This window comes from uncultured Aquimonas sp. (assembly GCF_937888285.1).
In the GTDB taxonomy this organism is placed as follows: domain Bacteria; phylum Pseudomonadota; class Gammaproteobacteria; order Xanthomonadales; family Xanthomonadaceae; genus Aquimonas.
The window spans coordinates 31801-53398 of record NZ_CALART010000057.1; the positions used below are offsets into that span (position 1 = coordinate 31801).

Consider the following 21598-nt stretch of genomic DNA (forward strand, 5'->3'; position numbering starts at 1 on the left):
TTCAGACCACGCGGGAGAAGCGCGTGCGGTTGGAGCGGCAGTACCGGTCGAACACCATCGCGACCGCGCGCACGAGAAACCAGCCTTCCTCGGTCACCTCGAGGGCATGGTCGCTCAGGCGCACCAGGCCGTCGGCGACCAGCGTTCCGAGCGCCGCGAACTCGGTGGCGAAGTAGCGGCGGAAGTCGACCGCGAAGGCTTCGCCCGTGGCATCGAAGTCGACCCGGCCCCGGCACATCAGCGCCGTGATCACTTCCCGCCGCAGCAGGTCGTCGCGCGACAGCGCAAGGCCCCGCACCACCGGCAGGCGCCCCTGGTCGAGCAGGTCGCGGTATTCGTCCAGGCTCTTGGCGTTCTGGCTGTAGGTGGCGCCCACGCGTCCGATGCCCGATACGCCGAGCGCGATCAGGTCGCCCTCAGGCCGGGTGCCGTAGCCCTGGAAGTCGCGGTGCAGCCGCCCTTCCTTCTTCGCGACGGCGAGCGGATCGTCGGGCAGCGCGAAGTGGTCCATGCCGATGTAGACATAGCCTGCATCGGTGAGCTTCGCGATGGCGTCCGCGAGCATGCGCACGCGCGTCGAGGCGTCCGGCAGCTCGTCGGGGCAGATGCGCCGCTGCGGCTTGAAGCGCTCCGGCAGGTGGGCATAGGCGTAGAGCGCGATGCGGTCGGGCCGCAGCGCGCAGACCTGCGCGAGCGTGCGCCCGAAGGAGGCATCGTTCTGTCGCGGCAGGCCGTAGATCAGGTCCAAGTTGATCGACCCGAAGCCCAGCGAGCGCGCGTCGTCCATCAGCGCGAAGACCTGCGACGCGGGCTGGATGCGGTGCACGGCCTGCTGCACGGCCGGATCGAAGTCCTGCACGCCGAAGCTCAGGCGGTTGAAGCCCAGCGCCGCGAGGTTGGCAAGCCTGTGCCTGTCGACCGTGCGCGGATCGACTTCGATGGAACGCTCGCCGCCGGGCACGAAGGCGAAGGACCGTCGCAGCAACGCCATGAACTCGCCGAGCTCCGCGTCGTCGAGGAAAGTCGGAGAACCGCCGCCCAGGTGCAGCTGGGCCCCGGTGGCGCTGCGGCCGAGCTGCGCGACCTGCAGCTCCACTTCGCGCGCCAGGTAGGCCAGGTACTGCCGGCCCCATTCATGATGCCGGGTGACGATCTTGTTGCAGGCGCAGTAGTAGCACAGCGACTCGCAGAACGGGATGTGGACGTACAAGGACAGCTGCGACGCCGCGGGACCGGCCATGCGGCGATGCCGCAGGGCCTGCACGTAGTCGTCGGCGCCGAAGGCCTCGACGAAGCGATCGGCGGTGGGATACGAGGTGTAGCGCGGCCCGGGCACGTCGAACTGCCGCAACAGGTCGATGGGCAGCGGCGCCTGCACGGGCCCGGAAGCGAGAGCGATGGAAGTCATTGAGAGGGTGTACCCACGGGGGCGTCGGGTTGTCCGGACACGGCCGGCCCGGCCAGCAGCAGCGTGCATGCGCTCGACGCCGCCGCCATCAGCCAGAAGACGAAGAAGGCTCCGGTATAGATGCCCTGGCGCGACATGCGCAGCGCGTCGGCGCCGCAGAAGGTGTTGATGGGGTCGACGAGCGCGAACACCAGCACCTCCATGCCGCAGGCCACCAGGAAGGACGGCCAGAGAATGCCCGCGAACAGGCGACCCCCCTTCACGGCGCCGCCTGCCGGACCACCGGCGACATGTCCTCCGCCGGCGTCATCGCGTGGTCGCGGCCGGTCAGCGCGGGAAGGTGCTTCTTCACGGCCAGGGTCTTGTTGATCTCGAGGCCCTCGCGGTAGTAGTCCTCCGACACCAGCGCGTCGGGGCTGTGCCAGGCCAGCCAGAAGGTCACGAAGCTGGCGATCATCACGGCCGCGGGGCCGCCGATCACCATCCAGAGCAGCGGATGGCGCCACCAGGGTTTGTCCGCCTCGGCTGCGGGTGCGTTCATCGTCGAATCGGTTGCTGCGTTCATTCCAGACCTTTCAGCGCGGCACCAGGAAGGCCGCCTTTTCGGAAACCTGCGCCCCGCTGCCCTCCTCGCGGATGCTGAAGTGCACCGTGTGCGAGCCGGGCGGCGCGGAGCCATACGGCACCTGAAGCCGCACGGCGACCCAGCGCGACTGCGCGGCCTCGACGCCCACCGGCTGGTCGGGCGACACGCTCAGGCCATCCAGCCCGCTGGCCGCGATGAGGTACTGCTGCGGCTGCTCGGTGGCGTTCATGATCTGGAGCCGGTAGACGTTCTCCAGCCTTCCGCCTTCCGCGATGCGCGCCAGCGAGGCGCGATCGCGCACCACGTCGACCTTCAGCGGCGTGCGCATCACAAGGCTCGCCAGCAGGGCCGCCACCAGCAGCGCCAGGATCGCCGTGTAGACCAGCACCCGCGGGCGCAGCACGCGCCGCAGCAACTGCCTGCGCGACCAGCCCGCCTCCATGCCGTTCTGCGTGTCGTAGCGGATCAGCCCCGGCGCGTAGGCCATCTTTTGCATAACCGTGTCGCACGCATCCGCGCAAACGCCGCAGCCGATGCACTCGTACTGCAGACCCTTGCGGATGTCGATGCCGGTGGGACACACCTGCACGCACAGGCCGCAGTCGATGCAGTCGCCCAGCGCCATCGTGCGCGGATCGGGCCCCTTGCGGCGCGGTGCGCGCGGCTCGCCGCGTCCGGGGTCGTAGGTGACGATCAGCGTGTCGCCGTCGAACATCGCGCTCTGGAAGCGTGCGTAGGGGCACATGTATTTGCAGACCTGCTCGCGCATGAAGCCGGCGTTGCCGTAGGTGGCGAAGCCGTAGAAGAACACCCAGAAGACTTCCCACGAGCCCATCTGCGTCTGCAGGAAGGCCATGCCGAGCTCGCGGATGGACGTGAAGTAGCCCACGAAGGTGAAGCCGGTCCACATCGCGATGCCGATCCACACGATGTGCTTGAACCACTTCTTCACCAGCTTCTCGAGCGACATCGGTTCGGTGTCCAGCCGCATGCGCGCGACCCGGTTGCCTTCGATCCTCTGCTCCACCCACATGAAGATCTCGGTGTAGACCGTCTGCGGGCAGGCATAGCCGCACCACAGCCGCCCCGCCACGGTGGTGAAGAGAAAGAGCGAGAGCGCGCTGATCACCAGCAGGCCCGAAAGATAGATCAGGTCCTGCGGATACAGCACCAGCCCGAAGATGTAGAAGCGCCGGGCAGCCAGGTCGAACAGCACCATCTGCCGCCCGCCCCACTCCACCCACGGCATGCCGTAGAAGACCAGCTGCGTGAGCAAGACCATGGCCCAGCGCCAGCGCGCGAACATGCCGCAAACGCTGCGGGGGTAGATCTTCTTCGTGGCCTCGTAGAGGCCGACCTCCTCGCCGCCGCCCGCGCCCGGATTCGAGCTCGCTATGGGAATGATCTTGCGGGTCATGGCGGGCCGCGGACGTCAGGGCTTGGCCGCCGCCGTGCTGTTGGACAGCCCCCAGACATAGGACGCGACCATCCGGATCTGCGCCTCGGTGAGGCGACGTTCCTGCGCGGGCATCTCGTTGCGCTTGCCCGAATTGATCATCTGGATGATCGCCGCCTCGCCGTAGCCGTGCAGCCAGATCTTGTCGCTGAGGTTGGGCGCGCCCAGGGTCTGGTTGCCGACGCCACCAACGCCGTGGCAGGCGACGCAGACCGTGAACTTCGACTTTCCGAGGCCGGCGCGCACCGAGTCGTGAGGTTCGCCCGACAGGCTCAGCACATAGTTGGCGACGTTCTTCACGTCGTCGGAGGTCCCCACGGCGGCGGCCATAGGAGGCATCACCCCCACGCGTCCCTTGGTGATGCTTTCGGTGATCCTCTCGGGCGTGCCGCCGTACAGCCAGTCCTTGTCGGTCAGGTCCGGAAAGCCCTTGCTGCCGCGCGCGTCGGAGCCGTGGCACTGAGCGCAGTTGCCCATGAAGAGCCGCTCGCCGATCGCATGGGCCTGCGGGTCCCGCGCGATCTCCTCGACCGGCATCGCGGTGTACTTCGCATAGACGGGAGCGAGCTCCTGGGTGGCTTTGGCGACTTCCGCCTCGTACTCGCCGCGCGAAGTCCAGTCGGACTGCCCGCGAAAGCTCCCGAGCCCCGGAAAGACCGCCAGATAGCCCAGCCCGAAGACGATGGTCAGCACGAACAGTCCGACCCACCACATGGGCAGAGGATTGTTGGCCTCGCGCAGGTCCCCGTCCCAGACATGGCCGGTTGTGTTGTCGGCGCTGGGCGCGACGCGCTTGCGCGCGGTGAGCCACAGCAGGATCACGCAGCCGAGGATGCTCAGCAGGGAGATCACCGCCACGTAGTTCGACCAGAAACGGCTGATGAAATCGCTCATCGTGCTCCTCCCTTCAGTCCTGCTCGAAAGGCAGGCGTGCTGCTTCCTGGAAGCCTGGCGCGTTGCGCCGCGAGTAGGCCCAGATCACGATGCCGATGAAGAGCGCGAAGCAGACGACGGTGGCTGCGATGCGCAGGGTGGTTAGGTCGATCATGGTTTGTGTCCTTTGCCGCTTCGCCTACTTGAGCGCCAGGCCCAGCGATTGCAGATAGGCCACCGTGGCCTCCATCTCGGTCTTGCCCCGGACCTCTTCGGTGGCCCCGGCGATCTCGGCATCCGAGTAGGGCACGCCGACGCGGCGCAGCGCGCGCATGTGCGCCGGCAGCGCCTCGGCGTCGACCAGCGTCTTCTCCAGCCAGGTGTAGGCCGGCATGTTGGATTCGGGCACCACGTCGCGCGGGTTGTTCAGGTGGATGCGGTGCCATTCGTCGCTGTACTTGCCTCCCACGCGGTGCAGGTCGGGCCCGGTGCGCTTGCTGCCCCACTGGAAGGGGTGGTCGTAGACGAACTCGCCCGCCACCGAGTAGTGCCCGTAGCGCAGCGTCTCCGAACGGAAGGGGCGGATCATCTGCGAGTGGCAGTTGTAGCAACCCTCGCGCAGGTAGACGTCGCGGCCGGCCAGCTGCAGCGGCGTGAGCGGCTTGACGCCCTGCACCGCCTCGGTGGTCGATTTCTGGAAGAAGAGCGGCACGATCTCGACGAGACCGCCGACGGCCACCACGACCAGGATCAGCACGATCATCAGCAGGTTGTTGGTCTCGATCTTCTCGTGCGTGAAACCGCCGGAGCCGGGAGTGTTCGGGTTCATCATGCGTCCTCAGGCGTGGGCCATGGCAGGGGGCGGGATCTCGGCACGGGCGGCGCGGCCGGAGATGACGGTCATCCAGAAGTTCCAGGCCATCAGCAGCATCCCGCTGAGATAGAGAACGCCGCCGATCACGCGCACCAGATAGAACGGGAAGGTGGCCTTCACGCTCTCCACGAAGGTGTAGGTGAGCGTGCCGTCGGGATTGATGGAGCGCCACATCAGGCCCTGCATCACGCCGGCGATCCACATGGCCGCGATGTAGAGCACGATGCCGATGGTGGCGATCCAGAAGTGCACCTCGATGGCCCTCGTGCTGTACATGGCGGTGCGGCCGTACATGCGCGGGATCAGGTAGTAGAGCGAGCCCATGCTGATGAAGCCCACCCAGCCGAGCGCGCCGGAATGCACGTGGCCGATGGTCCAGTCGGTGTAGTGGCTCAGGGCATTGACGGTCTTGATGGACATCATCGGCCCCTCGAAGGTCGACATGCCGTAGAACGACAGCGCGACGATCAGGAAGCGCAGGATCGGGTCGGTGCGCAGCTTGTGCCAGGCGCCCGAGAGCGTCATCACGCCGTTGATCATGCCGCCCCAGCTCGGCGCCAGCAGGATCAGCGAGAACACCATGCCCAGCGATTGCGTCCAGTCCGGCAGTGCCGTGTAGTGCAGGTGATGCGGGCCCGCCCACATGTAGGTGAAGATCAGCGCCCAGAAGTGCACGATGGACAGCCGGTACGAATAGACCGGCCGCCCCGCCTGCTTGGGGATGTAGTAGTACATCATCCCGAGGAAGCCGGCCGTGAGGAAGAAGCCGACGGCGTTGTGGCCGTACCACCACTGCACCATCGCGTCCTGCACGCCGGCGTAGGCCGAGTAGCTCTTCATCCAGCCTGCCGGCACCACCGCGCCGTTGACGATGTGCAGCAGCGCAACCGCGATGATGAAGGCACCGTAGAACCAGTTGGCCACGTAGATGTGGCGCACCTTGCGCCGGCCGATGGTGCCGAAGAACACGACGGCGTAGGCCACCCAGACCACCGCGATCAACACGCCGATCGGCCACTCGAGTTCGGCGTACTCCTTGCCGCGGGTGTAGCCCATCGGCAGGCTGATGGCGGCAGCGACGATCACGGCCTGCCAGCCCCAGAACACGAAGGACGCGAGCTTCGGCGCGAAAAGGCGCACCTGGCAGGTGCGCTGGACCACATGGAAGCTGGTGGCCATCAGCGCACAGCCGCCGAACGCGAAGATGACCGCGTTGGTATGAAGTGGCCGCAGGCGCCCGTAGCTGAGCCATGGAATGCCGAGGTTGAGTTCGGGCCATGTCAGCTGGGACGCGATGACCACGCCCACCAGCATGCCGACCACCCCCCACACCACGGACATGAGCGCGAACTGCCGCACGACCGTGTCGTCGTATTCCGCGGCGGGTGGTTTCGGTTCCTGCATCATCGTGCCCTTGAATGAGTTGCGGGCAGTTTCCGTGGGTACCCTGCCCCCCGGGTTGATGCAGATCAATCGCCGTGCAGGATGCGCTCGCCTTCCGTGTCGACGTCGTCGAACTGGCCGCGCTCCACGGCCCACCACAGCCCGCCGAGGATCGCGAGGACCAGCATCACGGACAGCGGAACGAGGAGGAAGAGGATGTCCATCAGCGCGCGCCTTCTCCACCACGCGACAGCCGCGCCGCGTTGAGGATCACCACGAGCGAACTCGCGGCCATGCCGAGGCCGGCGAGCCATGCCGGCAGCCAGCCCGCGATGGCCAGCGGCACGCACAGCGCGTTGTAGCCCGCGGCCCAGAAGAGGTTCTGGCGCACCACGCGCAGCGTCCTGCGGGCCTGCGCGATCGCCTGCGGGATGCTGGCGAGCCTGTCGCCGAGCACGACGAAATCGGCATGCGCGCGCGACAGCGGCACCGAACGCCCGAAGGCGAACGAGGCATCGGCACGCGCGAGCGACGGGCCGTCGTTGAGGCCGTCGCCGACCATCGCGATCTGCCGGCCCTCGGCCTGCAGCCGCCACAGCACGTCGAGCTTGTCCTCCGGCGTGCAGCCACCCTGTGCGAAGTCGATGCCGCAGCGCGCGGCGATCTCCCTCGCGGCCGCAACCCTGTCGCCCGAGAGCAGGCGCACCGTGAGCCCTTCCGCGCGCAGCGCGGCCACGGCGGCGGCGGCATCGGCGCGAGGCTCCTCTGTAAGGACGAAGCTCGCGAGCCAGCCCTGCTCGTCGGCCAGGTGGACCTGCGCAGCGTCGACCTCGAGCGCGGCCACATCGCAGAAGCCCGCCGAGCCCAGGCGCACGTGCCGGCCTGTGTCCACAGGCGCACGCACGCGGCGCATGCGCCCCTCGATACCCTGGCCCGCTGTCTCGGCGACCTGCTCGGCCGTCCAGCCGGGCGCCGAGCGGAACTGCGCATTCCATGCATTCACCAGCGCCTGCGCCACGGGATGCAGGGACTGCGCGGCGAGCGCGGCGGCCACTTCGAGCGCATCGCCGGGACGCAGACCCTGCCGGCAGTAGATGCGCTCCATGCGGGGAACGTCGCCCGTCAGCGTGCCCGTCTTGTCGAACACCACGGTATCGACCGATGCCAGCGCCTCCAGCGCCTGCAGGTTCGACGTCATCACTCCGCCGCGCGCCAGCGTGCCGGCACTTGCGAGCATGGCGGCCGGCGTCGCGAGCGAGAGCGCGCACGGGCAGGTCACGATGAGCACGGCCACCGCCACCATCAGCGCCCTGCCCGGGTCCGTCGGCCACCAGAGCGTTGCCGCCACGGCCGCCGACGCCACCACCACGACGAGGAAGGGTCGCGCCACCCGGTCCGCCAGCAGCGCCAGGCGCGGCTTGCGCGAGGCGGCGCTCTCCATCAGCCGGACGATCTGAGCGAAGCGCGTGCCCTCGCCCACCGATTCGATGCGCACCCGCACCGGCGCCGACAGGTTGTGGCTGCCGGCGAGCACGCGGTCGCCGCACGGACGGGGCACAGGACGGGATTCGCCGGTCAGCAGGGCCTCGTCGGCACTGGTGTCGCCTTCGATCACCACGCCGTCGGCCGGAAAGGCTTCACCCGGACGTACCCGTACCAGGTCTCCCACGGCGAGCCGGCGCACGGCGACGCGCGTCCAGCCGCCGTCGGCGGCAAGGCGGTCGATGCTGTCGGGCAGCCGGTTCATCAGCGCATCGAGGGCGCCCGCGGTACGCTCCCGCAACCGCGCCTCCAGCCAGCGGCCAGTGAGCAGGAAGAAGACGAACATCGTCAGCGAGTCGAAGTAGACCTCGTGACCCAGCGGGCCGCCGGCATCGAAGGTGGCGGCACTGCTGACCGCGAAGGTCACGAGCACGCCGAAGGCCACCGGCAGGTCCATGCCGATCCGGCCCAGGCGCAGGTCGCGCCAGGCACTGCGGAAGAAAGGCCCGCAGGAAAAGAGCACAACGGGCAATGTCAGCACCCAGGAAGCCCAGCGCAACAGCAGCGCCGAATCGGCGCCCATGTCGCCGGGCCGCGCGACATACCCCGGGTAGGCGTACATCATGACCTGCATCATGCAGAAGCCCGACACGAGCCAGCGCCACAGGGCCAGGCGCGATTCGCGCCGGCGCAGTTCCCTGACGAAGCGATCGCTGCCCGGCAGCAGCCGGTAGCCGGCCTTCGCGCTGGCCTCGAACCACCGCGAGGGCAGCGTTTGCGCGGGCGACCAGACGACACGGGCGCGCCGGCTGGCCGCGTTGACCTGCGCTTCGCTCACGCCGGGCACCTGCCGCAGCGCGGCCTCGACGGTGAAGGCGCAGGCCGCGCAGTGCATGCCCTCGACCACGACCTGCGATTCCCAATGCCCGCCGTCGGCCGCATCCAGTTCACGGCCGAAGGCGGGCCATTCGGCCGGGTCGTCCAGCACCTGCCACGCCTCTTCGCTGGCTGCAGCTGCTGCGGTGGGAAGTGCGGGGATCGCGACGCGATCGGGGGCGAACGTGGCATTCATCGGCCGAGCCTAAGAGGCGGGCCCGTCGAGGTGCTTGATCTGAATCAAGCCGCGCGGCACGGGACATGCCTAAGCTCGACCGCCACACCCTGTGGAGAGCCTCATGTTCAAACGCATCCTCGTCGCCACCGATGGCACCGCCCTTTCGAAGAAGGCCGTCGACAGCGCCTTCTCGCTGGCAGTACAGAACGACTCGGACCTGGTCGCCCTGACCGTCGTTCCCCGCTACCCGAAAAGCTATTTCGAAGGCTCGATGACCTTCTCCGCCGAAGACGTCGGTCGCATCGAGAAGCAGTGGGCGGAGAAGGCGCAGGCCATGCTCGACAAGGTGCGCGACCGCGCGCGGGAGCGCGGCGTGCGGATCAAGACAACGCAGGTCAGTTCGGACCTGGTCGCCGAGTCGATCATCGCCGCGGCGAAGAAGCACAGGAGCGACCTGATCGTGATGGCCTCGCACGGACGCAAGGGCCTCAAGCGCCTCCTGCTGGGAAGCGAGACGCAGCAGGTGCTAGTGCGCTCGTCGCTGCCGGTTCTGGTGCTGCGGTAACGATTGATCTAGCGTCTTGTACAGCTCTTGTAGCGCGCTTGCGCACAGCAGCATCAGGAAGAGCGGCTAGGCATTCGAACAGTTGCTCAGCATATGAAAATCCAATATGCAGCACGGCTTTCTTGTTGAAGTAGAGCAGCCATGCAGACAGAAGAGCTAACGAGACCAGCAGCGTCAGCGTCGCGGCCAATCCAGGATCGGCGAGATTGATCGGGGCAAATTGGGGCGGTGAAAGTTGCAGAACTTTGGCGATGATCAGTCCGTAGGCTATACCCATCAAGCTGGTCACGATACCCACAGGCTTCATCGCCAACATGTTTCGGTGAAAACCGAAAGCAATGCTCTCTTTAAACAGCAAGCCCTTGTTGTTTCGCGTCAATTCACGAAGGCGTTTCGCAACACCGTTGTAAACGTCGTCCGCCTTTGCCGGATCCGCTCGCTCCTCCTGTGCAGTCGGCATGGCAATCTGCAGCTTCGTGCCGACCAGCGCGTGATACCGCTGCTTGCTGACACCATCCAGCGCGGCGGTTTCACGGTGTCGTAGGGCAATGGTGGTCGGCAGGCCGCCCCATTTGGCAAGCAAGCTCTCTTGGAGTTGCTTGCCGCGACCACGCGTTACGCTCGCCAACGTGTAGAGCGCGCCGCACCCGCCGAGTACGGCGACGACCGCCGTCAGGACTGGGTGGCGAGGCCCGTAGACGCACACCAATGGCACAAGCAGTGGCAGCGCCACCATCAACCCCGGGAAAAGACGCGCTTTGCGCTCGTAAGGGTCCTTTAAGAGGTCAATCATCGGCTCCCCGCTTTTGCATACATCGGTCAAATTCCTCGAAGAACGCCGACCCGTTCATGAGCCCACCGCGGCCTTCATGGCCCGCAGGTCACCCTTGTCGCCGGCAATCAGCGACACTGCAGGTAGCCCGTCCTGTGCCATCCCCAGTGCCAGGTACACCAGCTGATAGAAGTCATCAGCACTTGGATCGGCGCCATGGCCTTTTGGATCACTGTGGCATTCCCCCACGTAGCCGACGATCCCGGCGGTTCGCCTGGAGGCTTCCCGCCCCGCGCTCGCGACGCCCTCCACCCCCCGCTCGAAATGACCAGGCGATGAGCGACTATCGGAAGGCGCCTCGAGTGCATCCACGACAACGATGGCATTGATGTTCAAGTCGTGATAGCCAAGCAGAATTCCGCCTGTCTCGTTGGGAAGATGGTGTTCACGCATCGCACACATCTTTGCGGTGACACCTGCATCGATGAACAAGTCCATGTCGTCGAATGCGATCCGGTGCTCCTGATGCACGGAGAGTTCATGAATCACGACTGTGCCAGTGTCAGTCTCGCGCGACCAGACGCGGACGCAAGCCCCGTCGGACGTGACCAACTTCTGAACTTGCTCTGCCAGTAGCGCGGCGTGGACTTGCACCGAGGAATACGGCATCACCACCGAAATATCCCGGCAACTTGCGCCGCTCCAGAACGTACCAGCGCTCCCTTGAAGGTGGTGCTCACCCCAATCTTGCGCAATGACGGCACGGTAGTACTGAGCCTCCAGCGATCTAAGACGCGTCGTCCGCGCCGCATCCTCTAGCAACAGGGCGCACCCGGACCCGGAGGGCGTCAGGAACACGGAGACGTGACGACCGGCATCATCATGTGCACTTGCAAGTCTCGGGTACTCCAACGTCGTGGAGGCATCCACGACCAGTCTCCCGCTGCTCAGGGCTGGCAGGAGACCTCCATCAACCAGATCACATGCATCCGCATGCACCGGCGTAACGACCGCCGCGCCATCGCGTATCTCTTTGGCGCGAGCGGCAACAACCTGTTCCTTATAGTGGCCCAGATGCCGAAGATCCGCAGGGTGACGCACCAGGTTGTGCGGCTTGATATGGTCCTTGTCGACGGCTGTCCACTCTCCCCAACCCGAACGCACCCACAGATCGAGCATCGTCGCGCCGAGCGCTCCAGCGCCAACCAGTGTTGCCATGGGCCCGGAGCCGACGGTGCCTGCCTGGCGCCGCGCGGCCGCTTGATCGACGCATTGCAGTACCTCGATCGCCTCGATCTCAACCATTGTCCACGCCTCCGACTTGGCCACCGGCTCCAGCAGCTTCACTCGCCAGTACTTATCGCCGACCCGATGGAGCTCGCCCATCATCTCGCCCAGCTTAAGCTCGCCGTGGTTGACCAGATAAGCGCGTCTTGCACAACGCTCCGCCGGGACGTCCAGCGCGCGCGTGATCGGCATGTCAAGCAGAATGACGGTTCCGGTGCTGTCCGTTGCGGCGGCGGCACCGTTGCTTCCCACGGAGGTACTGATTGCCAGTTCGAGCGCGGCAACCAGATCGACGCCGCGTGCGCTCAGCATCTCAGCCAGCAGGCCGAGCGTTGGAGGGTCTTCTTCGATGCGCCCATGCACGACGGGGGGCAACCGAAGACTCACCAAGGAAAGGCTCGGACTGCGCTTGACACCCTCCAGGCGCAGTTGCAGCAGGAAGGTAGCGCTGTGCTCCGTGCGCTTGACTCCCTCGAAAAGGTCAATTTTTGTTGCGGATTCTCTGTCAGAAGGGCGTCAACGTTCCACGGCAGGACCAGTTCGTTGGAGGTGGTGAAAAAGAGCTGCTCGACGGGTTGATCCGCGGGATGCAGCTCCCCACGGGCCGTTTTTTCCAACCAGAAGTTGATACGCCCGAGAAAACTTTCGGGCGTCCAGGTTCGCGTCACGGACCGCGGCGGCTCGAAATAGAGGCAAAGGCTTGGCGGGCATCCAGGCGTGGCGTTTTTTTGACCAGATCCAGCTCCATCGTGAGCTGGCCGACCTTGCGCTCAAGCGCAGCGATCTTGGCTTCGTACTCCGCGATGACCGATGCTTCGGCCTCTTCGGTGCTGAGCTCGCCCCGGTCGTACTGCGTCAGCCACAGCTGAATCAGATTGGTCGACAGCGTGTACCTCTTGGTCGCATCACGGCGCCCGATGGCGCCGCTACGGATGTTCTGGCACAGCTGGATCTTGAACTCCGGCGCGTAGCGCCGGTACGGACCTCTCGATGACATGACCTTCTCTTGGTTGAAGGCTCGGCCAGCGTATCAGTTCTGATTTGCCCGGTAGTCCAGCCGTAGAGGTTCACTCCAAGCCGACTGACATGGGTAGAAGTCATCGGGGCGACATACGATTGCGACATGCCCCCTGAAAAGCACATTCAACTCGCAGCCGTAGAGCAACGCGGCAACGCCTTCGAGGTGCTCTTAGCATTCCTGAAACTCGGACTCACCTCCTTCGGCGGGCCAGTTGCGCACCTGGGCTACTTTCGTGCCGAGATCGTCGAGCGCCGTCGCTGGCTCGACGAGCGCAGCTACTCGGACCTGGTGGCGCTGTGCCAGTTTCTTCCCGGCCCAGCCAGCAGTCAGGTTGGGCTGGCCATCGGGCTGACGCGTGCCGGCTGGCTGGGAGCGTTGGCTGCCTGGTGCGGCTTCACGCTGCCATCTGCCTTTGCGCTCATCCTGTTCGCCTACGGCATCGAGCATTGGGGCACGCTTGCGGGAAGCGGTGCGGTGCACGGCCTGAAGGTTGCTGCCGTGGCCGTGGTGGCGCAAGCCGTGTGGGGCATGGCCAAGAACCTGTGCCCAGATCGCATGCGCGCCGCCATGGCCCTCGTCGCGGCGCTTCTTGTACTCGTCCTGCCGACGGCGCTCTCGCAAGTCATTGCCATCACGGTTGCCGGTGTGGTCGGCTGGCGGCTGCTGGAGCTGCCTCCGCAGCAGGCGGTAGTGCATCGCAGCTATGGAGTCTCGAGACGAGCGGGCGCCATTGCCCTGGTCCTGTTCTTCGGTCTTCTTGCAGGCCTGCCGATCATCGCGGCTGTGACTCAGTCGCTGCTATGGACGGTCATCGAAGGCTTCTATCGTGCCGGCGCCCTCGTGTTCGGGGGAGGTCATGTGGTGCTGCCGCTGCTGCAGGCGACGGTGGTTCCGGCCGGTGTGGTCACGAACGAGCAATTCCTCGCGGGATATGGCGCTGCGCAGGCCGTGCCCGGGCCCTTGTTTACCTTCGCGGCCTACCTGGGCGCGGTTATGCATGGACCATTTGCTGGCTGGACGGGCGGCATCGCGCTGCTGGTCGTCATCTTCGTGCCAGCCTTCCTGCTCGTCGTGGGGGCAGTGCCTTTCTGGGATGCATTGCGCCAACGTAAGGGCGTGCAGTCTGCCATGGCGGGCGTGAACGCGGCCGTCGTCGGCATTCTGTTGGCTGCCTTGTACGATCCCGTCTGGACGAGTGCGATCCACACGCGCACCGACTTCGCCACGGCCCTCGCGGCGTTTGCGCTGCTGGTCTACGCCCGCGTGTCACCCGTGATCGTAGTGTTTCTCGCGGCTGCGGTTGGATGGGCTTTCCTGGGCTGAGTTTGAATGTGCTGCCGCCAATGAAACAACTTTGAAAAAAGAGGAAGGACTCGCTCAGGAATCTTGACTAGCTGGCCCCGCCTCCGATCAGAGTTGGTGCGCAAATGATTGGTCGCGAAGAGCCAGTTTGACCTGCCCAGGGCGATGGGCCGGATCTGGTTCTCCACCCGGTTTTTGTCCGCCGGGAGGTCGCCATCGTCGATGTAGCGCGTGAGCGCCCGCCAACGCTTGAGGCTGTAGTCGATGGCTCTGGCCGTGGCTGACCCCTCGGGCACCTTCTGCCGCTGCGCAATAAGCCATTGGTGCAGCGCATCGGCCACCTTGCGGGCGCGCTCTTGGCGGATCCGCTTGCGCTCCTCGCCCGCAAGAGCGGCTACGTCGCGCTCGATGTCGTAGAGCTCGCCGAAGAACTTCAAGGCTTGCTTACCCACCAGGCTGCCATGGTTGACCCCATAGCTCGTGGAACCTGCACCTCGCGTGCACCAGGCAGCCGACCTCGGTGATGCCGAACTCGAAGCAGTCCTTGTAACCTGAGAAGTCATCGCACACCAGTGTCCTGCGCCAGCTGTGCTCGCCGCCAAGGCCGAGGAACGCGCGGGCATGCCCCCCTCCGCGGCCCTCGGAGAATTCGAACACCACCGCGCGCAGCGTAAGCGACCAGTAATACCATCTTGACCAAGCAATGCTTACCTGGCCCGCGAGCTAGATTTCGGCTGTCAGCCATAAAAGGTCATTGAACGCCTTGGCTCAATTCTCGCGTCGCTACCGCTGAATCGAGGCCCCCTTCCCCCGAATTGCCGCTAGTCACCAAACCAAAAAATCACCCATAGGCCGACGGAGCCATATGCAAAAAGCATGGTCAATGTTTCGCGTTGAAGAGCAAGGCATGCGCCCTGCAAACGAATGCGAATCATCATTTCAACCCTCTCTCATCACAGACGCTCCCCTCGGCTGAGATTGCGCGAGGTCCGTCCGTTCGTCAAGCCGAAGTTAGTTCACACAGGGACAGCGCATCGCGTGTCCAAGTAGAGGCACTCGGGGGCTAAGATGGGATTGTTAGATCGGCTGCAGTGGGCCCCGAGTTACTTCCGATCTGTGCTGCCAGTTGTGCGGCAGCAGTTCATCGATGCGGCTGTTCAGATGTGTGGGCAGTCTGGTCAGCACGTCATTAAGGTACGCGTGCGGGTCGTGACCGTTGATCTTTGCCGACTGCACGAGGCTCATGACGATGGCGGCGCGCTGGCCGGCCAGCTCACTGCCTGCAAATAGCCATGCTTTTCTTCCGAGCGCCCATGGACGGATCAGATTCTCGCAATGGTTGTTATCCACGTTTACTTCGCCATCGCGCAGATTGCGCGTCAGCGCCTCCCAAGCGTTCAAGCTGTAATTCGGGGTCTTGGCCGTGGCACTGCCGACGTGCCCGCGGGCACGTTCCAACTGCAGCCATGTGTGTAGCTCTTCCCAAAGCGGCTGCGTGACGGCGATCGGCACGCACGGTCGGGGCGGAGTCGGCCGCTGGGTCATGGGCAGCAGCGCGGAGCACATCCTGCGCATGTCGCCGGTGCCGATGCTGCTGGTCCGTGCGCCCGAGAGCGCCAAGGCCGAGTCCGAGCACTTCACGCTGCCGAGCGGGATGCTGGCCAGCCAGTGGTTCCTCGTCGGTGGAGCGCGGCGCGATGTCCGTGCCGTGAATGCACGGTTGGCATTGACGACGCTCGAGCCAGTACTTCCGCGCGCGGGACTTGCTCCATTTCGACGCAAACCTGACGTGCACAGTCAGCCAGAAACAGCAAGTGGCAGATAAAATTTTTACGTGAACAACGCCCGCCTTCGTCGTCTCGCCGCAACGCATTGCCTGTGGTGGTGCTTCGCCGGCGTGGTGCTTTCGATGTTGCAGCCTTTCCTGTTCACGCACTTCCGCCAGGACGGCTGGGAAGACGAGCCCGGCTTTCGCGTGCGCAATGTGGAGGCCATGGCATTGTTCTCTCCCGACGACCGGGCGGACCACAAGAAAGAGCTCGAGACGACGCTGTACGCCCCGGCGGGCGCGCATGTCGACACGCCGGATGCATTCCAGCAAGGCATCGAAGCGCTGATGGCGCTCGTGCTCCTGGTGCTGCCCCTGGTGGTGGTGTTGATGCGGCTCCTCCTGCCTGCAGCGCGCGCCATGTGCGAGTGCGTGCCGCACACCGGAGGGGCTCCCCCTGCGACTGCGCTGTGGCGAACTCAACCTCCCTCCGCTGCTCCTCCCCTGACGGCCTGACAAGCGACGTCGCCTGACGTCATCTCCGGTTGCGCGCTCGCGCGGCCGGCCCTCTTGTTTCTGGCCGAAAGGTTCACATGACTTCGATTCCATGGTGCTCGACGAGCACCCCCTATGCGCTCGCCCGTTCAATCCGCGAGTCGCCTGAACGCGCAGGCAGGGCAACGATGCGGGGTGCATCATGAACGCGCTCAATATCGCGCTGCTGCATTGGATCGCAGCGGGCGAAGATCCAGGTTCGTGGGCGCTTCTTGCAGGTCGCACGATGGCACTCTGGGGCGGCCCCGCCAGCGCGGCGATCCTGCTGTGGACGGGATGGAAGAAGCCGTCCGAGCGCGCCTATCTCCTCGTCGTGATCGCGGGCGCGGCCGCGGCGTCGCTGCTGTCGCACACGCTGGCCTCGGCCTTGAACTTTCAGAGGCCTTTCGTCCAGGGGCTGGTGCCGGGCTACATCACCCACGACGCGAGCGGCTCGCTGCCGAGCACCCATGCAACCGTGATGTTCTTCGTCGCGGCGGCCTTCCTGATGCGCGATGAACTGCGTCGCGCCGGATGGGCACTCGTTGTCCTGGCGAGCCTCACCGGGTGGTCGCGTGTCTACGTCGGCGTGCACTTTCCGCTGGACATTGCCGCGGGGCTCGTGTTCGGCTTGTGCCTGGCCGGCGCGCTTTCGGCTGTCCGTTGGATGCGTCCGAACCGCCGCGGCGCACACGCCGAGCGGCCTGCCCGCCGCATCGACCGCGAAGCGGCGGGTCTCACGCCTGCACGCCGAACAGGGTTCCCACGCCGGCCGTGATTCCCATGGCCAGTGTGCCCCAGAAGGCCACGCGCCACACGCTGCGCGCGACAGGCGCGCTGCCGATCCTGGCGGCGGCAGCGCCCAACAGCGCGAGGAAGGCGGTCGCGGTGCATATGGTCCACGGCAGGAGTGCGTCGGAAGGCGCACACGCGACCACGGCGAGCGGCAGCGCAGCACCCACGGCAAAACTCGCTGCCGACGCCAGCGCGGCCTGCAAGGGCCTTGCGCTGAGTGTTTCCGAGATCCCGAGTTCGTCACGCGCGTGCGCCCCGAGCGCGTCGTGGGCCATGAGCTGCGCGGCGACCTGCTGCGCGAGCTTGTACTCGAGACCGCGGCGCACGTAGATCGCCGTGAGCTCCCGGTGCTCCGCGTCCGGCTCCGTGGCGAGTTCGATGCGCTCGCGCTCGAGGTCGGCCTTCTCGGTGTCGGCCTGCGAATGCACCGACACGAACTCGCCGGCGGCCATCGACATCGCGCCCGCGACCAGACCCGCGATGGCAGTCGTCACGATGGCCTCGTGGCTGGCGTGGGCGGCGGTGACGCCCACGACAAGGCTGGCGGTGGAGATGATGCCGTCGTTGGCGCCCAGGACGGCGGCGCGCAGCCAGCCGATGTGTTCGGTGCGATGGCGCTCGGCATGCGCGCGGTAGTGGAGTGATTTCATGGGAAGTTGGCAGTCAGCGTGAAGAGCGCCCGGGCAACATGCGAAGGAGCGTGTTGTCGTGCGTGAGGTAGTGATGGACCAGCGCCGCGGCGGCATGCAGCCCGATGAGGAAATAGCCGGCCGTAGCCAGGGTCTCGTGCACATCCTTGAGCTGCTTCGACAGGGCTTCGTCTGCCCCCAACAGCGAAGGCACGGACAGGCCGAACAGCACGATGGGCTTGCCCTCGGCGCTGAGTGTGAGCCAGCCCAGCAAGGGCGTGGCGATCATGAAGGCGTACAGCGCCAAGTGCATGAGCTGAGACAGCCTGTGCTGCCACGCGGGCGGTGCCGGCACGATCTCCGGCGCAGCGCCCGCGCTCCAGCGCACGGCAAGCCGCACGGCCACCAGCGCCAGCACGCTCAGACCGAGCAGGAAATGCAGCGGCTTCAACGCGCTGCGCAGATCGCTGCCCCTGGGCGCGAGCCCGCGCAGTTCCATACAGGCATAGACGGCGGCAAGCAGCAGCAACATCAGCCAATGAAAGGCAATGACGGCTGTGCCGTAGTGGGAGGTCGAATTTTTCCAGGACATGTCGCGTGCCCTCAAAAATGCGTACCGACGATGAACTTGAGCAGCCAGCGGTCGGCTTCGCCGGTCAGGCCCTTTCCGATGCCGACGTTCACATCGAAGCGATCGAACTCGTGGTCCAGCGCCACGAACAGCGTCTTGCTGTTCTTGCGCAGCGGATCGGGATGCGACAGCGGACCGAGTTCGTTGTAGGTCTCCACACCGATCTGGGTCTTGTCGTTCAGGGCATAGGCGATCTTGGCGTCCACGTCGAGCGTGACGGGCCCGCCGTGCGGCGACAGGCTCCAGTCGATGTTGGGATTCACCGCCAGCGTCCAGGGGCCGGTGCGGTATCCAAGAATGCCCTTGAGCTCGGCGTTCCATGCGGTGGGAGACACGCGCAGGCTGGTCTTGCCGATTTCCAGGTTCGCGCCCCAGAACATCCCCTGTGTCTTGTCGTGCGGTGCGATGTACTTGATGCGGACCTTGGCGCCATCCACCTTGGGGTCGGCATTGGGAGCGCGGCTGGAGAGCACGTAGAGCCCGAGCTCCAGCGTGTCGCTCACGCCGTAGTAGAACTCGGGCGTGAGGCGGTAGACATGCCGCGGCGGCTGCTCGCCCGCGTAGCCCGGGCTGGACGCGCCGGAGACCACATAGTTGTTGTGGACATCGACACCGAACTGCCCCGGGGCACTCATGTCGTCGAGATAGACCTGGATTTCTTCAGGAGCGGCCATGGCCCGCGGCGCAACGGACATTGCGCCGGCAAGAAGCAGGATGCCGATGGCGCCATGGACGCGCGCGCGGCTGGAAGATGAATTCACGATAGAACCTTTCGACACTGAACAAGATCGCTGCGCGAGCGCGCGCAGCAGGGTCGACGTCGCATGGCGAAGTCGCTGCTCAGGTCAATGCAGGGGGCGCAGTCTTGGGCGGAAGGTGGCGCCATGCGGCGGTGGGCGGAGGTGCCCGGCAACGTGCATGCGGACGCTCGAGCGGGCCGCGCGAGGAAGGCGTCCGAGGCACCGGCAGGAGCACGATCAAAGGCAGCAAGGCCAGGACCAGGGCCATCAGGCCGGCCAGCGCGTCGTGGAATGCATCGGGCTGGTCGATGCTGGCGCCCGAGGGCACGAACACCGTGGTCTCGGGGCTGGCCACGTGGCCGGGCCGCTCGTCGGGCTCGAACTGCACGGTGGCGCTGACCGCGCGTATGCGAAAGCCGGGTTCGTCCTCCCAGCCGTCATCGCGAAAATGGATGGCGATGAAGGGCTGCAGGGCAACCAGCAACATGGCGAGCAGCAGCCACCACGCCACGGATTCCGGGCGTCGGAGCAGATGCCGATACGGCTGCAGTTTCATGCGGTCTCGAACCCTGGTCGGAAGGCGGCCGCGCGCGAAAAGGACAGTTCGACCGCGCAAGCCCGAAAGCGCCAAGGGTAAGCAGGTCGAGCGCAAGAGCAAAGAGGCGCATCGCAATGTGCCCGGGATGCCAAAGAGAATCAGTCTTCTTATTACCTTCCGCAGCGGCACGCGCTCGCTTTGAGATCGCAAAAGGTAAGCCGTTTGTTGATTTCCATGGAAATCAACAAGCTTGCTGCAGGTGTTCATCGAAGCGCTGCAGCACGGCGTCGTTGGGGGGTCGTTGGACCAGCGGCAGCGGCAACGCCTTAATCGGCGAGGACGGTCAGCAAGTGGCCCAGCGCCGCCCGAACTTGATGAGGGCACGTCTGCACGCGCCGTGCACAGTCACACTGAGACAAGTGGTCTTGGGTGAAATCCCTGGTGAGACCTCGCAGATCGCTAAGGTCGACCGATCGTCGGCAACACCAGTGCGAGAAGTGCGCAACGCAGCCGAGGTCGGCCCGCGTGGTACTCGGCGCGTACTGCCGAGCGGTCAGATGATCGGCGTACGCGAGGACGAACGGTGCGAAGAGGCCGTTGCGCAGCCATGCCGTTGACGTCGGCTCATTGGGCTGTTGCCGGTCTCATAGACACCGACCTAAGCTTTTTGAGCTTTCTCGAACTCTATGGAAGGTCTGATCAAGAGCACGTTTCTTGCATGAATGATTGAACCCTGCAAAGGAGCAAGAGCGATGAGCCAGATCAGTTTTGCGGATGCGGAGCAAGCGGGCAAGAGGAAAAAGACCAGGCGCGAAGTCTTCCTTGGCGAGATGGAACTGGTGGTGCCGTGGAAGGTGCTGCTCAAGGTCATCGAACCCCACTATCCAGTGGCAGGGCGAGGTCGTCGGCCTTACTCGCTGCAAGCCATGCTGCGCGTGCACCTGATGCAGAATTGGTTCGCCCTGAGCGACCCGGCGATGGAAGAAGCCTTGTATGAGATCGCCTCGCTGCGCACGTTCGCCGGACTCGGTCTGGAGGCGATCCCCGACGAGACGACCATCCTGAACTTTCGCCACCTGCTGGAGGCCAACGATCTGGCCGAAGACATCTTCAATCAGGTCAACGCCCACCTGGCTAGGAAGGGACTGCTGCTCAAGCGCGGCTCCATCGTGGACGCAACCATCATCGCTGCCCCGAGCTCCACCAAGAACAGCACGGGCGAGCGAGATCCGGAGATGCACCAGACGAAGAAAGGCAACCAGTGGCACTTCGGTATGAAGGCGCACATCGGCGTGGACGCAGACTCGGGGCTGGTGCACACGGTGACGACCACAGCGGCCAACGAGGCGGACGTGGAACAGGTGAGCGATCTGCTGCACGGCAAAGAGGACGCGGTGTGGGCGGACTCGGGTTATCGCGGAGCACAGAGCCGGGTAAAGCGCAACGTGCAATGGCACATTGCTGGTCGGCCCAGCGACATAGCGAAGGTGACGCAGAGCCGAGCCAAGGCTAGGGCGCGCAAGCAGGAATACCAGAAGGCCAGCATCCGAGCAAAGGTCGAGCATCCGTTCCGGGTGATCAAGCGGCAGTTCGGCCTGGCGAAGGTGAGGTTCAAGGGGCTGGCCAAGAACACGGCACACGTGATCACGCTGTTTGCGCTGTCGAACCTGTGGATGGCCAGAAGAAAGCTGATTGCAATGGCGGGACAAGTGCGCCCGCAGGTAGCGTGAAGGGGCCGCAGAGGCTCTCAACCGCGTGGAATGCTCGGTACGACGAGCCTGCCAGCGCCGCGGGACCATACGCACACTGGTCATCGAGCCAATTTATGACTTGATCAGACGTTCCCTAGTCTTACTGTGTCACAAGAGTAGCTTTACGTCTGCCCTTCCGCAGCAGGGGC

At 65.3% G+C, this 21598-nt stretch carries 23 protein-coding genes and 2 pseudogenes; 6 read left to right on the forward strand and 19 right to left on the reverse strand.

The window, feature by feature from the left end; translation table 11 throughout:
• Position 1: 1 nt before the first annotated feature.
• The 10 genes from hemN to Q0654_RS12115 all read right to left on the reverse strand — a co-directional run bounded on the left by hemN (position 2) and on the right by Q0654_RS12115 (position 9134).
• Entirely contained in the window at positions 2-1408 is a 1407-nt protein-coding gene (gene hemN / locus Q0654_RS12070; protein WP_237676963.1) for an oxygen-independent coproporphyrinogen III oxidase, read from the reverse strand.
• Entirely contained in the window at positions 1405-1671 is a 267-nt protein-coding gene (locus Q0654_RS12075) for a hypothetical protein (RefSeq protein WP_237676964.1), read from the reverse strand. The genes hemN and Q0654_RS12075 overlap by 4 nt, the downstream gene beginning before the upstream one ends.
• Positions 1668-1949 (reverse strand): FixH family protein, encoded by a 282-nt coding sequence (locus Q0654_RS12080; protein WP_298854112.1) that lies wholly within the window; start codon positions 1947-1949, stop codon positions 1668-1670. The genes Q0654_RS12075 and Q0654_RS12080 overlap by 4 nt, the downstream gene beginning before the upstream one ends.
• A gap of 34 nt (positions 1950-1983) precedes the next feature.
• A complete protein-coding gene (gene ccoG, locus Q0654_RS12085; protein WP_237676966.1) occupies positions 1984-3411 on the reverse strand; it encodes a cytochrome c oxidase accessory protein CcoG in 1428 nt (475 codons plus the stop codon).
• A gap of 15 nt (positions 3412-3426) precedes the next feature.
• Positions 3427-4344 carry a cytochrome-c oxidase, cbb3-type subunit III gene (gene ccoP / locus Q0654_RS12090; RefSeq protein ID WP_237676967.1) on the reverse strand — a complete coding sequence of 306 codons (918 nt, stop codon included), beginning with the start codon at positions 4342-4344 and terminating at the stop codon, positions 3427-3429.
• A gap of 13 nt (positions 4345-4357) precedes the next feature.
• A complete protein-coding gene (locus Q0654_RS12095; RefSeq protein WP_132752802.1) occupies positions 4358-4498 on the reverse strand; it encodes a CcoQ/FixQ family Cbb3-type cytochrome c oxidase assembly chaperone in 141 nt (46 codons plus the stop codon).
• Positions 4499-4522: 24 nt separating this feature from the next.
• Entirely contained in the window at positions 4523-5152 is a 630-nt protein-coding gene (gene ccoO / locus Q0654_RS12100) for a cytochrome-c oxidase, cbb3-type subunit II (protein ID WP_237676968.1), read from the reverse strand.
• Between the two features lie 9 nt (positions 5153-5161).
• Positions 5162-6601 (reverse strand): cytochrome-c oxidase, cbb3-type subunit I, encoded by a 1440-nt coding sequence (gene ccoN, locus Q0654_RS12105; RefSeq protein WP_237680708.1) that lies wholly within the window; start codon positions 6599-6601, stop codon positions 5162-5164.
• Positions 6602-6666: 65 nt separating this feature from the next.
• Positions 6667-6804 (reverse strand): cbb3-type cytochrome oxidase assembly protein CcoS, encoded by a 138-nt coding sequence (gene ccoS, locus Q0654_RS12110; protein ID WP_237676969.1) that lies wholly within the window; start codon positions 6802-6804, stop codon positions 6667-6669.
• The gene (locus Q0654_RS12115; RefSeq protein WP_237676970.1) at positions 6804-9134 is read right to left on the reverse strand and encodes a cation-translocating P-type ATPase; all 2331 of its coding nucleotides are present in this window, start codon (positions 9132-9134) and stop codon (positions 6804-6806) included. The genes ccoS and Q0654_RS12115 overlap by 1 nt, the downstream gene beginning before the upstream one ends.
• 103 nt (positions 9135-9237) lie before the next feature.
• On the opposite strand from Q0654_RS12115, the gene Q0654_RS12120 reads away from it, so the two are divergent.
• A complete protein-coding gene (locus Q0654_RS12120; protein WP_237676971.1) occupies positions 9238-9681 on the forward strand; it encodes a universal stress protein in 444 nt (147 codons plus the stop codon).
• Here Q0654_RS12120 and Q0654_RS12125 read toward each other — a convergent pair.
• From Q0654_RS12125 to Q0654_RS12135, 3 genes are all read right to left on the reverse strand, one after another.
• Positions 9605-10474, reverse strand: coding sequence for a hypothetical protein (locus Q0654_RS12125; protein WP_237676972.1), 870 nt, complete (start codon positions 10472-10474; stop codon positions 9605-9607). The genes Q0654_RS12120 and Q0654_RS12125 overlap by 77 nt on opposite strands.
• 54 nt (positions 10475-10528) lie before the next feature.
• Positions 10529-12103 (reverse strand): ThiF family adenylyltransferase, encoded by a 1575-nt coding sequence (locus Q0654_RS12130; protein WP_298854119.1) that lies wholly within the window; start codon positions 12101-12103, stop codon positions 10529-10531.
• 301 nt (positions 12104-12404) lie between these two features.
• Positions 12405-12737, reverse strand: a complete 333-nt coding sequence (locus Q0654_RS12135; protein WP_237676974.1) for a transposase — start codon at positions 12735-12737, stop codon at positions 12405-12407.
• 126 nt (positions 12738-12863) lie between these two features.
• On the opposite strand from Q0654_RS12135, the gene chrA reads away from it, so the two are divergent.
• Entirely contained in the window at positions 12864-14084 is a 1221-nt protein-coding gene (gene chrA, locus Q0654_RS12140) for a chromate efflux transporter (protein ID WP_237676975.1), read from the forward strand.
• A 113-nt stretch (positions 14085-14197) separates the two neighbouring features.
• On the opposite strand, the pseudogene Q0654_RS12145 reads toward chrA, so the two are convergent.
• Positions 14198-14732: pseudogene (locus tag Q0654_RS12145) on the reverse strand (IS66 family transposase); the annotation flags it as partial.
• Between the two features lie 408 nt (positions 14733-15140).
• Positions 15141-15557: pseudogene (locus tag Q0654_RS12150) on the reverse strand (transposase); the annotation flags it as partial.
• Positions 15558-15606: 49 nt separating this feature from the next.
• On the opposite strand from Q0654_RS12150, the gene Q0654_RS12155 reads away from it, so the two are divergent.
• From Q0654_RS12155 to Q0654_RS12165, 3 genes are all read left to right on the forward strand, one after another.
• Positions 15607-15888: a hypothetical protein gene (locus Q0654_RS12155; RefSeq protein ID WP_298854122.1), complete on the forward strand. Its 282-nt coding sequence runs from the start codon at positions 15607-15609 to the stop codon at positions 15886-15888.
• A gap of 9 nt (positions 15889-15897) precedes the next feature.
• Complete coding sequence (locus Q0654_RS12160; protein WP_237676976.1) at positions 15898-16347, forward strand: hypothetical protein; 450 nt, start codon at positions 15898-15900, stop codon at positions 16345-16347.
• 181 nt (positions 16348-16528) lie between these two features.
• The gene (locus Q0654_RS12165) at positions 16529-17143 is read left to right on the forward strand and encodes a phosphatase PAP2 family protein (RefSeq protein ID WP_237676977.1); all 615 of its coding nucleotides are present in this window, start codon (positions 16529-16531) and stop codon (positions 17141-17143) included.
• Here Q0654_RS12165 and Q0654_RS12170 read toward each other — a convergent pair.
• From Q0654_RS12170 to Q0654_RS12185, 4 genes are all read right to left on the reverse strand, one after another.
• Positions 17103-17810: a VIT family protein gene (locus Q0654_RS12170; RefSeq protein ID WP_237676978.1), complete on the reverse strand. Its 708-nt coding sequence runs from the start codon at positions 17808-17810 to the stop codon at positions 17103-17105. The genes Q0654_RS12165 and Q0654_RS12170 overlap by 41 nt on opposite strands.
• Positions 17811-17823: 13 nt before the next feature.
• A complete protein-coding gene (locus Q0654_RS12175; RefSeq protein WP_237676979.1) occupies positions 17824-18381 on the reverse strand; it encodes a cytochrome b in 558 nt (185 codons plus the stop codon).
• A gap of 11 nt (positions 18382-18392) precedes the next feature.
• Positions 18393-19181, reverse strand: coding sequence for a hypothetical protein (locus Q0654_RS12180; RefSeq protein ID WP_237676980.1), 789 nt, complete (start codon positions 19179-19181; stop codon positions 18393-18395).
• 79 nt (positions 19182-19260) lie between these two features.
• Complete coding sequence (locus Q0654_RS12185) at positions 19261-19965, reverse strand: hypothetical protein (protein WP_298854125.1); 705 nt, start codon at positions 19963-19965, stop codon at positions 19261-19263.
• A gap of 485 nt (positions 19966-20450) precedes the next feature.
• On the opposite strand from Q0654_RS12185, the gene Q0654_RS12190 reads away from it, so the two are divergent.
• Positions 20451-21428: an IS5 family transposase gene (locus Q0654_RS12190; RefSeq protein WP_237676982.1), complete on the forward strand. Its 978-nt coding sequence runs from the start codon at positions 20451-20453 to the stop codon at positions 21426-21428.
• Positions 21429-21598: the final 170 nt, after the last annotated feature.

Bases quoted from the DNA above. Each gene is read 5' to 3' on its own strand.
- hemN (WP_237676963.1), bottom strand. From the start codon at position 1,408: ATGACTTCCATCGCTCTCGCTTCCGGGCCCGTGCAGGCGCCGCTGCCC.
- Q0654_RS12080 (WP_298854112.1), bottom strand. From the start codon at position 1,949: ATGAACGCACCCGCAGCCGAGGCGGACAAACCCTGGTGGCGCCATCCG.
- ccoG (WP_237676966.1), bottom strand. From the start codon at position 3,411: ATGACCCGCAAGATCATTCCCATAGCGAGCTCGAATCCGGGCGCGGGC.
- ccoP (WP_237676967.1), bottom strand. From the start codon at position 4,344: ATGAGCGATTTCATCAGCCGTTTCTGGTCGAACTACGTGGCGGTGATC.
- Q0654_RS12095 (WP_132752802.1), bottom strand. From the start codon at position 4,498: ATGATCGACCTAACCACCCTGCGCATCGCAGCCACCGTCGTCTGCTTC.
- ccoO (WP_237676968.1), bottom strand. From the start codon at position 5,152: ATGAACCCGAACACTCCCGGCTCCGGCGGTTTCACGCACGAGAAGATC.
- ccoN (WP_237680708.1), bottom strand. From the start codon at position 6,601: ATGCAGGAACCGAAACCACCCGCCGCGGAATACGACGACACGGTCGTG.
- ccoS (WP_237676969.1), bottom strand. From the start codon at position 6,804: ATGGACATCCTCTTCCTCCTCGTTCCGCTGTCCGTGATGCTGGTCCTC.
- Q0654_RS12115 (WP_237676970.1), bottom strand. From the start codon at position 9,134: ATGAATGCCACGTTCGCCCCCGATCGCGTCGCGATCCCCGCACTTCCC.
- Q0654_RS12120 (WP_237676971.1), top strand. From the start codon at position 9,238: ATGTTCAAACGCATCCTCGTCGCCACCGATGGCACCGCCCTTTCGAAG.
- Q0654_RS12125 (WP_237676972.1), bottom strand. From the start codon at position 10,474: ATGATTGACCTCTTAAAGGACCCTTACGAGCGCAAAGCGCGTCTTTTC.
- Q0654_RS12135 (WP_237676974.1), bottom strand. From the start codon at position 12,737: ATGTCATCGAGAGGTCCGTACCGGCGCTACGCGCCGGAGTTCAAGATC.
- chrA (WP_237676975.1), top strand. From the start codon at position 12,864: ATGCCCCCTGAAAAGCACATTCAACTCGCAGCCGTAGAGCAACGCGGC.
- Q0654_RS12155 (WP_298854122.1), top strand. From the start codon at position 15,607: ATGGGCAGCAGCGCGGAGCACATCCTGCGCATGTCGCCGGTGCCGATG.
- Q0654_RS12165 (WP_237676977.1), top strand. From the start codon at position 16,529: ATGAACGCGCTCAATATCGCGCTGCTGCATTGGATCGCAGCGGGCGAA.
- Q0654_RS12170 (WP_237676978.1), bottom strand. From the start codon at position 17,810: ATGAAATCACTCCACTACCGCGCGCATGCCGAGCGCCATCGCACCGAA.
- Q0654_RS12175 (WP_237676979.1), bottom strand. From the start codon at position 18,381: ATGTCCTGGAAAAATTCGACCTCCCACTACGGCACAGCCGTCATTGCC.
- Q0654_RS12185 (WP_298854125.1), bottom strand. From the start codon at position 19,965: ATGAACACCTGCAGCAAGCTTGTTGATTTCCATGGAAATCAACAAACG.
- Q0654_RS12190 (WP_237676982.1), top strand. From the start codon at position 20,451: ATGAGCCAGATCAGTTTTGCGGATGCGGAGCAAGCGGGCAAGAGGAAA.